This is a genomic window from Undibacterium sp. CCC3.4 (assembly GCF_034347425.1).
Lineage (GTDB): Bacteria > Pseudomonadota > Gammaproteobacteria > Burkholderiales > Burkholderiaceae_D > Undibacterium.
Window position 1 is genome coordinate 2,171,099 of the sequence record NZ_CP133779.1, and the last position, 12,476, is coordinate 2,183,574.

14 protein-coding genes are annotated in these 12,476 nt (G+C 54.5%); 7 read left to right on the forward strand and 7 right to left on the reverse strand.

Annotated features, from left to right (window positions below):
* Positions 1 to 57 precede the first annotated feature (57 nt).
* Positions 58 to 1,383, forward strand: coding sequence for an MFS transporter (locus RHM61_RS09745; RefSeq protein ID WP_322250918.1), 1,326 nt, complete (start codon positions 58 to 60; stop codon positions 1,381 to 1,383).
* Between the two features lie 20 nt (positions 1,384 to 1,403).
* On the opposite strand, the gene gloA is transcribed toward RHM61_RS09745, so the two are convergent.
* Positions 1,404 to 1,802, reverse strand: coding sequence for a lactoylglutathione lyase (gloA, locus tag RHM61_RS09750; protein WP_322250919.1), 399 nt, complete (start codon positions 1,800 to 1,802; stop codon positions 1,404 to 1,406).
* Positions 1,803 to 2,021: 219 nt separating this feature from the next.
* Between gloA and RHM61_RS09755 the strand changes: the two genes are divergently transcribed.
* The gene (locus tag RHM61_RS09755; protein WP_322250920.1) at positions 2,022 to 2,228 is read left to right on the forward strand and encodes a hypothetical protein; all 207 of its coding nucleotides are present in this window, start codon (positions 2,022 to 2,024) and stop codon (positions 2,226 to 2,228) included.
* A 117-nt stretch (positions 2,229 to 2,345) separates the two neighbouring features.
* The gene (locus RHM61_RS09760) at positions 2,346 to 2,780 is read left to right on the forward strand and encodes a hypothetical protein (protein ID WP_322250921.1); all 435 of its coding nucleotides are present in this window, start codon (positions 2,346 to 2,348) and stop codon (positions 2,778 to 2,780) included.
* Here the strand turns inward: RHM61_RS09760 and RHM61_RS09765 are convergent.
* From RHM61_RS09765 to glyQ, 5 genes are all read right to left on the reverse strand, one after another.
* Positions 2,695 to 3,564 carry a SprT family zinc-dependent metalloprotease gene (locus RHM61_RS09765; protein ID WP_322250922.1) on the reverse strand — a complete coding sequence of 290 codons (870 nt, stop codon included), beginning with the start codon at positions 3,562 to 3,564 and terminating at the stop codon, positions 2,695 to 2,697. The two genes, RHM61_RS09760 and RHM61_RS09765, sit on opposite strands and share 86 nt — an antisense overlap.
* Before the next feature lie 17 nt (positions 3,565 to 3,581).
* Positions 3,582 to 4,322 (reverse strand): lysophospholipid acyltransferase family protein, encoded by a 741-nt coding sequence (locus RHM61_RS09770; protein WP_322250923.1) that lies wholly within the window; start codon positions 4,320 to 4,322, stop codon positions 3,582 to 3,584.
* Positions 4,323 to 4,354: 32 nt separating this feature from the next.
* Positions 4,355 to 4,915, reverse strand: a complete 561-nt coding sequence (gene gmhB, locus RHM61_RS09775; protein WP_322250924.1) for a D-glycero-beta-D-manno-heptose 1,7-bisphosphate 7-phosphatase — start codon at positions 4,913 to 4,915, stop codon at positions 4,355 to 4,357.
* A gap of 17 nt (positions 4,916 to 4,932) precedes the next feature.
* Entirely contained in the window at positions 4,933 to 7,074 is a 2,142-nt protein-coding gene (glyS, locus tag RHM61_RS09780; protein ID WP_322250925.1) for a glycine--tRNA ligase subunit beta, read from the reverse strand.
* Between the two features lie 63 nt (positions 7,075 to 7,137).
* Positions 7,138 to 8,067 (reverse strand): glycine--tRNA ligase subunit alpha, encoded by a 930-nt coding sequence (gene glyQ, locus RHM61_RS09785; protein ID WP_322250926.1) that lies wholly within the window; start codon positions 8,065 to 8,067, stop codon positions 7,138 to 7,140.
* A gap of 241 nt (positions 8,068 to 8,308) precedes the next feature.
* Here glyQ and RHM61_RS09790 point away from each other — a divergent pair, with 241 nt between their 5' ends.
* From RHM61_RS09790 to RHM61_RS09805, 4 genes are all read left to right on the forward strand, one after another.
* Entirely contained in the window at positions 8,309 to 10,807 is a 2,499-nt protein-coding gene (locus RHM61_RS09790; RefSeq protein WP_322250927.1) for an EAL domain-containing protein, read from the forward strand.
* Positions 10,800 to 11,033, forward strand: a complete 234-nt coding sequence (locus RHM61_RS09795) for a hypothetical protein (RefSeq protein WP_322250928.1) — start codon at positions 10,800 to 10,802, stop codon at positions 11,031 to 11,033. The genes RHM61_RS09790 and RHM61_RS09795 overlap by 8 nt, the downstream gene beginning before the upstream one ends.
* A 65-nt stretch (positions 11,034 to 11,098) precedes the next feature.
* Positions 11,099 to 11,680: a 3'-5' exonuclease gene (locus tag RHM61_RS09800; protein ID WP_322250929.1), complete on the forward strand. Its 582-nt coding sequence runs from the start codon at positions 11,099 to 11,101 to the stop codon at positions 11,678 to 11,680.
* A 32-nt stretch (positions 11,681 to 11,712) separates the two neighbouring features.
* On the forward strand, positions 11,713 to 11,907 hold the full coding sequence (locus tag RHM61_RS09805) for a hypothetical protein (RefSeq protein WP_322250930.1): 195 nt from the start codon (positions 11,713 to 11,715) through the stop codon (positions 11,905 to 11,907).
* A gap of 9 nt (positions 11,908 to 11,916) precedes the next feature.
* Here RHM61_RS09805 and RHM61_RS09810 read toward each other — a convergent pair whose 3' ends face one another.
* Entirely contained in the window at positions 11,917 to 12,438 is a 522-nt protein-coding gene (locus tag RHM61_RS09810) for a cytochrome b (protein ID WP_322250931.1), read from the reverse strand.
* Positions 12,439 to 12,476 lie beyond the last annotated feature (38 nt).

Sequence of the window (12,476 nt, forward strand, 5' to 3'; positions counted from 1 at the left end):
CACCTTGGCTTTCTGTAGATCAAGGGTTGGAACAATTAAAAAAACGAAAGTTGAGACATGCAAGCGATGAAACCCACCGCCTCACCCCTGTTATGGGTGCCGACCGCCTATTTCACGATGGCACTGACGTATATGACGCTCACCAGCGTCACCGCCATCATGTTCAAAAACATGGGCATGGATAATGCCAAAGCGGCGCAGTATGCCAGCTACCTGATTCTGGCTTACACCGTCAAACCACTGTTTGCCCCCTTCGTCGAGATGTACCGGACCAAAAAATTCTTTGTCATTTGCAGCCAAATCAGCATAGGCCTGGGCTTTGCCGGCGTGGCATTGGCGATGAACTTGCCTGATTACATGGCCATTCTGATGCTGCTGTTTTGGGGGATTTCTTTTATTGGTGCGACGCAAGATATTGCTTCTGATGGCGTCTACGTGACTTCGCTCGATGGCAAGATGCAAGCCTTGTACTGCGGCATCCAGGGTTTGAGCTGGAATATCGGTCCCATCATCGCTTCCGGTGGTTTGGTGTATTTAAGCGGCAAATTACACAGTGACTTTTTTCACCACGATGCCACCGTCTTCGGCCCAGAGTGGCGCGATGCCTGGCAAGTGGTGTTCGCCATCGTTGCGGCAGTGAATATTTTGATGGCGTTCTGGCATAAACGAGTGATGCCAGAGGGTGCCAAAGCCCAGCACACACCGACCGATGCCAAAGCGGCGCTGCACATCATGCGTGATTCATTCAGCAGCTTTTTCAAAAAACGCGGTATCTGGCTGATGATCGCCTTCGCATTTTTGTTTCGCTTGAGCATAGGCTTTCTGGAAAAAATCGGCCCCTTCTTTATGGTCGATCCGGTCTCGCAAGGGGGCTTAGGTTTGAACAACGAATTGCTCGGCATCATATACGGCACCTATGGTCTGATTGCCGTATTACTCGGTTCTTTGCTGGGTGGCTGGTTTCTGGCGCGCCGTGGCTTGCAGTCCAGTTTGTTTCTCTTGTGTTGCGCCGTGAATATTCCCAATGTCACGTTTTTGATCATGAGCATCTATCAACCAAGCAGCTTGCTGGCGATCACCGCTGGGGTGGCGATAGAGAAATTCTTTTTCGGCTTCGGTTCGGTCGGCTTCATGATTTACATGATGCAGCAACTCGCTCCCGGCAAATACACCACCACCCACTACGCCTTCGGTACCGGCTTGATGGGTTTGTGCATGATGGTGACCGGCGTCCTCAGTGGACATTTGCAGCAATGGCTAGGTTACACGCATTACTTTATTTTCGTCATGCTGGCCACCATCCCCTCATTCTTGGTATGTTGGTTTGCACCGTTCTACCAGTCGCCGCAAAGCGGCGACGAGCTCGGCACCGCAGCGCTGTAGAGCGTGCAGCGCAGCCGTGTTTACAGGCTCACCTCTGAGCTGCGCTGTATCAATTCAATTTTGTAGCCATCAGGATCTTCGACGAAGGCGATGACGGTGCTGCCACCCTTGACCGGGCCGGCTTCGCGCGTGACTTTACCGCCACGTTCTTTGACAGCCTGGCAGGCGGCGGCGACATCGGGTACAGCAATCGCAATATGGCCATAGGCGGTGCCGATTTCATACTGCTCGACGCCGTAGTTATAGGTCAGTTCAAGTTCGGTATGCTCGGGATTGCTGCCATACCCAAGAAACGCCAAAGTGTACTTGTACTCAGGGTTATCGGATTGACTCAGCAAGTGCATGCCCAGAACTTCAGTGTAAAACGTGATCGCGCGTTGCAAATGGCCGACGCGTAGCATGGTGTGGAGGATGCGCATGGTATTCCTGGTAAATGGGCGGAGACAAGGTTTGATTTTACGACTTTTTTCAGCCTCGCGTATTGTGTCGGGAATAAGGACACTGCGCTTGCTCAAGCCCAATCGCTTGCATTAATTGAGCTGAAAAAATCATCAAATAAATCGATTAGACGTGCTGCCTTGATGTCATTAGTATTGAGTAGCCTATTCGGTAATTGAGTGACACACAAGGAGATGATGATGCCTGAATTGACGCTGATTGAGATTGAACAGCTTGCTGGGGCGACCGTATCCGGCGACATTGCTATGGCTGCTGCAGGTGGTTGGGCCGGTACAGTGACGGGAGCTGCAATTGGCGGTTTGCTTGGTGCGGCCATAGGATTCGCTGTTGGCGTTGCGATATCAGTAGGATATGCCTTATCGGGCGGCACCTTTGGTCGTGCATAAGGCATAGTATGCAAGCGTAGCGATTTTTTTGTAGGAATACAAACCTCGAACAAATCGTATTGATTCACAGGCCTGTGGTGTAGGCCTGTCTCTGATTAATTGCTGCAGGAGACGAGAATGATGCTTTCCGACATACCATGCAGATGGCTGGCGTTTGTGTTCGCACCCGAGTTACGTGGCTTGACCGCCGAGCAAATTGAGCAGCAGTTCGCCATGGCCAAGCAGGCGTCGCTGCCGCGCATACGAGCGTATGCTGGTTGGGCCTTGCTCATCGCCTTGCTGGTGCCGTTTCTTTGCTTGCTGGCGCTATGTTATGTCAGCGGCCTGCTGCTCGCACACACGGGTTTAGTCACTGTTGCGTTGGCCGGTTTGGGTAGTTTATCAGCATCGCTACTGTACGCAGTGCTGATGCTGCTGATCTTGCTGCCGGCATTGAAGCGCCAAAGCACCGCACCGTGTTTTGATCTTAAAACTCCGGCAAATCCGCCGCCGCATGCTGGCGCAACTGTTGGCGCGCGCTGTGATAATCGGGAAACACCGATTCCACGGTAGCCCAGAAACGTGGGCTGTGGTTCATTTCGCGCAAATGGGCCAGTTCATGGACGATGACGTAGTCGATAATATGTGGCGAGAAATGGATCAAGCGCCAGTTCAGCCGGATTTTTCCCTGTGAAGTGCAAGATCCCCAACGCGTGCGTGCCGATGATAATTGCATACTCTGGTATTGCACACCGAGTTGTTCGGCGAAGCCAGGCAGGCGCTCCGTGAAGTAAGCGTGGGCACGCTGTCGCAGCCAGGTTTCTAATGCAGTTTTGATTTGCGCTTGCGAGCTGGTATCTGCACAATACAGTAACAGGGTGTCCTGCTCACGATTGCTGCTGCGAGCAGGGCCAGGCAGCAAGCGTAATGACAATTCATCGCCGAGATACGGCAGTCGTGTGCCATCTTGCCATGGCAAGGCGGCGCTCGGCTTGCGTGCGCTGCGCTCGCGCCGTTCGCCCAACTTGCGCACGATCCACGACTGTTTTTCATTGAGCGCCAGTTCGATGTCGGCGATCGTTACCCAGCGCGGGGCCGTTACTCTGAGGCCTTGTGCATGGATAAGGAAGCCGATACTGCGCCGCTTGGAGCGCAGTAATTCGTACTCGACCCAAGTATTTTCCAAAAGAATGCGGCGTTGTCTGGAACCCGTGGCAGGTGGTGTGACTGCTTGCGCTGGCAGCTTTGGCAACTGCGGTGGTGCTACGCGGCGCTCCGGACTGTGCACCTCGCCGAATAACTCGAGCTGCAGCGCACGCTGCACCATATCAATGATAGACGGGAGGCGGGTTTTCATTCCATGCCAAACACAGATTATTTGTCACGATACACTTGCGGTGAAATCACACGCATCTCGGCTTCTATCCATGCTTCGACTTGCTGCATCAATTCCACCGGCGTGCTGTTCCCCGGATAAATCGGCGCACCAACCGACACCGTGACCAGACCTGGTTTTTTGATGAAGGAATTTTTCGGCCAACATTCGCCGGAATTAAGCGCGATCGGCACTACCGGCGTATTGGTTTCGACTGCCAAACGGGCACCGCCGCCTTTGTAATTACCTTTTTTACCGACCGCAATGCGCGTGCCTTCCGGGAACATGATGATCCACTGACCATCGGCCAAGCGTTTTTTTCCATGCGTCACAACCTGGGCGAAAGCATCCTTGCCTTTGCTGCGGTCGATAGGAATCATGCGCAGCATGGAGATGGCCCAACCGAAAAATGGAATATAGGTGATTTCTTTTTTGAAGACGAAGACCAGCGGGCGCGGCGTCGCCATCAAGAGAAAGATGGTTTCCCACGCCGATTGGTGTTTCGATAAAATAATCGCCGGCGCATCCGGGAAATTTTCAAAGCCCTTGAATTCATAGCGTATGCCGCAGACTACGCGCGCGCACCAGATGATGAAGACATTCCAGCGCGCCGTGATGTAGTAGCGCTGATTGTAGGGGAGGAAGGCGAACAGCATGCTGATCGGTGCCCAGATAACAGTGGCAACGATCATCAACAACAAAAACAGCATAGAGCGTAACAGGCGGGTAAAGCGAAGCATCTTGTCTCCAACAATCACAAACAGGTTCAATATCAGGCGTCAGGCGCAGGTGCGGCATCAGCGGCGAGCAAGTGCTCGACTACCGCAGCCAGATCGGCGTACTGCTTGGTACCGGGTGGCAGGCCGCCTTTTTCCAAGGTTTTTTGGCCCTTGCCGGTCAATACCAGATGCGGCACGCAGCCCATCACGAAACCGGCTTGCAAATCGCGCAGTGAATCGCCGATACTGTGTACGCCTTTGAGACTGACATCATAGCGGCGCGCAATTTCCTGCAGCATGCCAGGTTTCGGCTTACGGCAGTCGCAACAGTCATCGGCCATATGCGGGCAAAAAAATACGGCATCGATGGTGGCGCCGACTTGTTGCGCGGCGCTGTGCATTTTCTGATGAATGGCATTGAGCGTCGCCATGTCGAACAGCTTACGCCCGATCCCCGACTGATTCGTCGCTACCACGACGCGATAGCCGGCTTGATTAAGCCGAGCGATCGCTGGCAGCGAACCAGGGATAGCGATCCACTCTTGAGGTGCTTTGATGAAGGCATCAGAATCTTGGTTGATGACACCATCGCGGTCGAGAATAATCAGTTTCATCGGTTTGCGTTCCCCGTTCACGCCGCCAACTTGGAAATATCGGCAACTTGGTTAAGCATCAAATGCAAGCTCGCCAGCAGTGCCAAGCGATTATTGCGTAAGGCCAGATCATCGGCATTGACCATCACATCATTGAAAAAGCTGTCTACTTCGGCGCGCAAGGCGGCCAGCATTTTCAGCGCCGCAGTAAAGTCGCCTGCGGCATATGCCGCATCGACGCCCGGTTTGACGCGTGCCATAGCGGCGGCCAGCGCTTGTTCCGCCACTTCGCTCAGCAAGCTGGCGTCGACGGTGCTCGGCACGCTGTCGGCTTTTTTCAAAATATTGGTGATGCGCTTGTTGGCAGCCGCCAGTGCCAAGGATTCCGGTAGCGCGGCAAAGGCTTGGACTGCCGCCAAGCGCTCGACGATATTGGCCAGCGTATCGGGCTGTTGCGCGACTATGGCTTCAATTTCGTTTATAGCGCTGAGCTTGTTAATAGATGCTCTAATTTCATTTCCAAAAGCGATGACTTGATCAGTTCCATCATATCCTCTTAATAGACCACGCAGACGCTCATAGAGAAAGTTCAGTACTTCAGCGCTCGGATCGCGGAACTGCGCATTGCCGGCAAATACGGCGGCACTGTCGCTGAGTAAATCCGTCAGCGACAAAGGCAGGCGTTTTTCCACCAGCATGCGCAAGATGCCCAGGGCATGACGACGCAGCGCAAACGGATCGCGGTCGCCGGTAGGTTGCAAACCTATGCCCCAGATACCGACCAAGGTTTCGAGTTTATCAGCCAAGGCCACCACCGTGCCGGTCATGCTGGCTGGCAGGGCATCGCCGGAAAAGCGCGGTTGGTAATGTTCTGAAGCGGCCGCGGCGACATCGGCCGGTTCGCCGTCATGCAGCGCGTAATACGTGCCCATGATGCCTTGCAATTCAGGAAATTCCCCGACCATATCGGTCAGCAAATCGGTTTTTGCCAGTAAGGCGGCACGCTGGGCCAAGGCGACGTCGGTACCGAGTGCCGCGGCGATTTTGCCGGCCAAGACTTGCACGCGTTCGGTGCGTTCGGCTTGACTGCCGAGTTTATTGTGGTAGACCACGTTGGCCAGCAGAGGCAAACGCGCTGCCAAGGTTTTTTTCTTGTCTTGCTCGAAAAAGAATTTTGCATCCGACAGGCGCGGGCGTACCACGCGCTCATTGCCTTCGATGATGAAGCGCGGATCGTCGGTCGCCAGATTCGAGACAATCAAAAAGCGCGAACGCAGTTTGCCGGCGCTGTCGGTGAGGGCGAAATACTTTTGATTCGTTTGCATCGTCAGTATCAGGCATTCCTGCGGCACGCTGAGGAATTCGGCTTCGAAATGACATTCGTACACCACCGGCCATTCGACCAAGGCACTGACTTCATCGAGTAAGGATTCCGGCATCAGCACCAGATCGCTGCCGGCCTTGGCCAACAAGGCGGCGCTGATTAATTGTTTGCGTTGTTCGACGCTGGCGATGACCTTGCCCTGTTCTTGTAACACGGCGGCATAGTCGTCGGCGTGGGCGATGCTGATCTCACCGGCCGACAGGAAGCGGTGACCACGCGTGATGCGGCCACTGTCCAAACCGAGCAAATGCACAGGCACGATGGTCGTACCATGCAAAGCCAATATCGAATGAACCGGGCGCACGAAGTGCACGGTTTCGCCATCCGGACGCTGGTAGCTCATCACTTTCGGGATCGGTAATTTGGCAATGCTTTCGGCAATCGCGGCTTGCAAGGCCGGTGCCAAGGCGGTACCGGCGGCGGTATGGCTGTAAAACAGGCTTTCGGCCTTGCCATCGACGGCGCGTTCGAGCTCACTCAGTTGTACTTCAGGGAAACCCATAGCTGCCAATTTTTTTGCCAGCGGTGCGGTCGGCTGGCCGGCGGCATCGATCGCTACACTGACTGGTAATACTTTTTCGCGCAACAGTTTGTCGGGCGAGATGGCGCGCACTTGCGTGATCGACACCGCCAGGCGGCGCGGTGAGGCATAGCTGCTGACCACTGCATCGGCTTCGAGCAAATCGCGCGCTTGCAGGCCGGCGGCGACGCCGGCAGCGAAGGCGGCACCGAGTTTTGCCAGCGCTTTAGGCGGCAATTCTTCAGTAAATAATTCGACTAATAATGTTTGCTTCATATTTCACTTTCCTGCGTGCCGGATTACCCCGGCATCCAAAATTGATCGTGTATCGACGGCGGCTCAGAGCACCGGCTTGTGCTGATCGTCGGCCGCGCACATCGGGAAGCCCAGTGCTGCCCGCGAAGCGTAATAGGCGGCGGCGACGGCACGCGAAAGATTGCGGATGCGGCCGATGTAAGCGGCCCGCTCAGTCACCGAAATCGCGCCGCGCGCATCGAGCAAATTGAAGGTGTGGGCCGCTTTGAGTATCATTTCGTAGGCCGGCAAGGCCAGCGATTTTTCTTCTACCGCCAACAAGCGCTTGGCTTCGGCTTCATAGTTGGTGAATAAGGAAAACAGAAAATCGGTATTCGAATATTCAAAACTGAAGGTAGACTGTTCGACTTCATTTTGGTGGAACACATCGCCATACGACAGCCGTACGGTTTGGCCGTTTTCTTCGCGCTCGGTCCAAACCAAGTTGTAGATATTGTCGACACCTTGCAAATACATGGCCAGACGTTCGATACCGTAGGTGATTTCACCGAGGATAGGCTTGCAGTCGAGTCCACCGACTTGCTGGAAGTAAGTGAACTGGGTCACCTCCATACCATTGAGCCAGACTTCCCAGCCCAAACCCCAGGCACCAAGCGTCGGATTTTCCCAATCATCTTCGACGAAACGAATATCATTTTTTTGCAAATCGAGGCCGAGCGCGGCCAGCGAGCCGAGATACAGATCGAGGATGTTTTCCGGTGCCGGCTTGAGCACGACTTGGTACTGGTAATAGTGTTGCAGACGATTCGGATTTTCGCCATAACGACCATCCTTGGGGCGGCGCGACGGTTGCACATAGGCGGCGCGCCAAGGCTCCGGTCCGATGGCGCGCAAAAACGTGCCCGTGTGCGAAGTGCCGGCACCGACTTCCATATCGTAAGGTTGTAATAAGGCGCAGCCTTGCTTGGCCCAGTAATCTTGCAATGTCAGAATGATTTGTTGAAATGTGAGCATCGTGCTGTCTGCCTTAAGCGCTCCGAATCGGAAGCGGGAGAATAATGATTTACCGAACCGTCAATTTTACCTCAGATATGGGGTGCCAACGCTGGCGTAGCACGCATTTGCTGCGATGCGCAATCGGTAAGCGTCTGTTTTTGGTGATTTATAAGGAAGTTTGCATTGCGGCAAACTTTTTTTGCAGGTATAAAAACTTGGTGCAGTTTTCTATCGCAATCAAAATGGAACCAGACAGCAGATGAATACGAGCGTGCAGGGCGGTTCTTCAGACGCAGAATCGCACAGGCGGGAAGACTGGTACGGTTTGCTTGGTGAGCTGAGCGATTGCCTGTGGTATCGGACCGATCTGGCCGCCATGGCAGAGGACTTTTGTCGTATTTTGGTGCGCCGGGCGGGGTATGCGCGAGTCGAAATCATGCTGCAAGAGGGGGCTGCCAGCATTTCGTATCACGCCGAGGGGCCGCTCTTGGCCGCGACAGAATTGCAGCACTTACAGTTGCAGCTGGCCTTGCCTGCGGCGGCCGAGCAGCAGGTACAATTGAAGCTAAGCGCCAGTTTCGAGCTGGGCCTGGGCAGTCCGGCGCGCGGTATGCTCGACCGCTTCGTCAGCGAATTGACGCGGGCGCTACGGGCTTTGATGACGGCCCCGGAACAGCGCAATCTGCAAGCTCATCTGGAATTATTGGCTTTGCTGGTCGAGCAAAGTCCGTTTGCCATTCTCATCACCAATGCCCACGGTGAGCTCGAATACTGTAATGCCAGTTATCGCCACAGTTCCGGTTTTTCCAGCCCTGAAGTGCGCGGCTTATGCCAACTGTGGAATCTTGATGAAGCCAGCGATGCGCAGCACCGGCAAACCTTCACCGCGCTGCGTGCCGGTCAACATTGGCATGGCGATGTGTTGGTGCGTAACAAAGACGGCAGTAGCAGTTTTGCGCGTCAGGTGGTCAGCCCACTGTGCAACGAGGCGGGCGAACTGACCCATTTGATCGCGCTGCGTCAGCACATCAGTGATAAGCAATTTCAACTCAAAGAAGTCGAACAGGCTTTATTACTGCGCGAACAGGCGCTGGTTTCCAGCAGCAACGGTATCATGATCACCCGCAGCGATGAACATGACCATTCCATCGTCTACGTCAATCCTGCCTTCGAGCGCATTACCGGCTATCTGGCCGCCGAGGTGATCGGGCGGGAAGGGCGCTTTCTGGTGCGCGAAGATTTGGCACAGCCCGATTTGGAACAGATACGCAGCGCTTTGCGCGAGAAACGCCCGGGGCAAGCACTGCTGCGCAATTACCGCAAAGATGGCAGCCAGTTTTGGAATGAACTGCATATTTCCCCAGTCAAGGATGCACAGGGTGCTGCGACCACGCATTTCGTCAGTGTCATCAATGATGTCAGCGAACGCGTCAATTACCAGCGCGAGCTCGAATATCAAGCGACTCACGACAGTTTGACCGGTCTGGCCAACCGCAATCTGCTCAGTGACCGCATCAGCCAGGCGATAGGCTTTGCCAAGAAAAAGAATCTGCAAGTCGGCTTGCTGCTGCTCGACCTCGACCATTTCAAACTCATCAATGACGCCTCCGGTCATGGGGCCGGTGATGAAATGCTCAAGCAAGTCGCACAAAGGCTCAACCAATGTGTGCGCGATACCGATACCGTGGCGCGTCTCGGTGGCGATGAATTTGTGATTGTCTTGACCGATCTGCCGGAAGGTAGCGATGTCGATCTGCTGGCGGAAAAAATTCTGCATTCCTTATCGCGGCCGATTGCGATTAACGGCAGCGATGTCTTCGTCACCGCCAGCATTGGCATTTCCGTGTATCCGCGCGATGGCGACCATGGCGAAATTCTGTTGCGCTATGCTGATATTGCCATGTACCGCGTGAAAGAACATGGTCGCAACAGTGCGCGTCAATTTGTACCCGAAATGGGTGTGACAGCGATCAGCCGCCTCAATATGGAAGGGGCACTGCGGCGCGGCTTGGAAAATGAAGAATTTACCTTACACTACCAAGCGAAAATCGATTTGCTGAGCAAAAAAGTCATTGGTGCTGAAGCATTGGTGCGCTGGCATCATCCGCAAATCGGTTTGATTTATCCGGTCGAATTCATCCCGCTGGCAGAAGAAAGCGGTTTGATTTTGCCACTCGGTGAATGGGTGCTGGCGCAAGCTTGCCGTCAGCAAGTTTTGTGGCGCAATAGTTTGGGCAGTGAGGTCAAAATCGCTGTCAATATGTCGTCGCGTCAGTTTCGTCAAGAGGATTTGGCCGAGCGCATCGCGGCCATCATCCATCGCACCGGGGCCGATCCGCGGCATTTGATCTTGGAACTGACCGAGAGCATGGTCATGCAAGACGTGAACAGCACCCTGATTGCTCTGCGCGCCTTGAAAAATCTCGGGCTCTCGATTTCGCTCGATGATTTCGGCACCGGCTACTCCAGTTTGTCTTATCTGCGCCGTTTTCCTATCGATGAATTGAAAATCGATAAATCCTTCATCAACGATATTCATACCAATCCCGATGATGCCGCCATCGCCAGCGCCATCATCGCCATGGGTCTGAGCCTGGGCTTGAATGTGGTGGCCGAGGGCGTGGAAAAGAAGCAGCAGGTAGATTTGCTGAAAACCATGCGCTGCACCCAAGTACAAGGCTATTATTTTGCCAAACCCATGGATGCCGCCGCGTTTGCCCAGTACTACAGTGAAAACCGAGGAGGCCGAGATGAGTAAATTACAGTGGCAAGCGGGTCGTTCGGAAGATTTGTCGCAATTGCTGGCGACGGCAGAACTGCATCAGTCGGCCGCCATCGGCACGGCGACGCTCTATCATTTCGAGCAATATGGACGGGAAAATATTGCGGTCACCTTGCCCGACGGCCAGACTTTGCTCATCACCTGCAGCGCGGATGCGCCGCGGCGGCGGCGACGTATCGACAGCGCGGTGCCGCCGAGCTGAGCGGCTGAGGAAAAAACTCTGCGCCAGCGCTGCCAAAAAACCATGATTTCGCTTATGATCAGCGCATGAATCCAGAACTCGACACTCCCCTGCCGGCCTATCCCGGCATCGCCCTCGCCGATATTTGTTTGGTGCAAGACGCTGCCACGGCTGACTACGCCTATGCCCAGCTGTCGGCCGCCACAATATTAGGCTTCGATACCGAGACCAAACCGGTATTCAATAAGGGCCAGCATAACGATGGCCCGCACCTGATCCAACTGGCCACCGAGCAGCGCGCGTTTTTATTTCCAGTCAGTGCAGGCAGCGATGTCGCGCAGGTGAAAGCCATACTCGAAGCACCGCAGATACTCAAAGTCGGCTATGGTTTGGCCGATGATTTGAAATACTTGAACAGCAAATTTGCCATTGTTACCGCCAATGTGCTCGATTTGTCGCGTGCCATGCGTGAAAACAAACACGGTGACATGGGGGCGAAATCGGCCGTGGCGAAATTCCTCGGCATGCAAATGTCGAAATCCAAGAAAACCTCGACCTCGAATTGGGCCCAGCGGCCGTTAACCGAGCGTCAGATGCTGTACGCTGCCAATGACGCCCAAGTTGCTTTACTGACTTACCGGCGCTGGTTGGCGCGCCAAGCTTCCTGATTCCACGTCATTCCTTCACTCCTAGCGATTCCATGCCAGACGATCAAGCCGCCCGCCCGCGCAACTGCCGCCTATGCGCCCACTATTTCATCACCCATGACCCGCAGTTTCGCTACGGCTGCCGCGCTTTCGGTCTGAAAAGTCAGCGCCAGCCTATGCTCGATGTGATCGAGGCCTCGGGCAAGCCGTGTGAAGGCTTTGTCGACAAACCGCCGCGCCAGAGCTGAACGCCGGTCTTATTTTTTCCAAGACATACGTTGCAAGACTTGATCTTTCAAGAAGAAATAGTGAAACAAACCGGCCGCGGCGTGACATGCGGCCATTGCCAGTAAGATATTGGCAGCCAAACCGTGCAAGTCTTCGACTTGATGGCGCAGCGCCTTATCGCCCGGCGCGAAGGATGGCAGGCGGAACAAATCAAACAGATTGTCGCCACGTACCCAGGTATTGAACAAACCGAGTATCAATACCACTGCCAGCATCAGATACAGCACTTTATGCAGCAGCTCGGCACTGGTTTGTTGCCAGCCGCTGGCCGCGGGTGGCAATTTAATCCCCCCATGGCTGCGCCAGAACAGGCGATACACCAGTAATACGGTCAACAACACGCCGGTGCTGATATGCAGACTGCGTGCCAGTACCCGCGGCGAACCGCTGGGGAACCAATCGATGGTTTGACCAAGGGCCCAGAGTGCCAGCAGTAGGGCGGCCGAGAGCCAGTGTAAGAGAATGGTGGTGTTGTCGTAACGAGTAGTCATGGGGGCGATGAAACGAATGAGTAACAGAACAGAAGCCT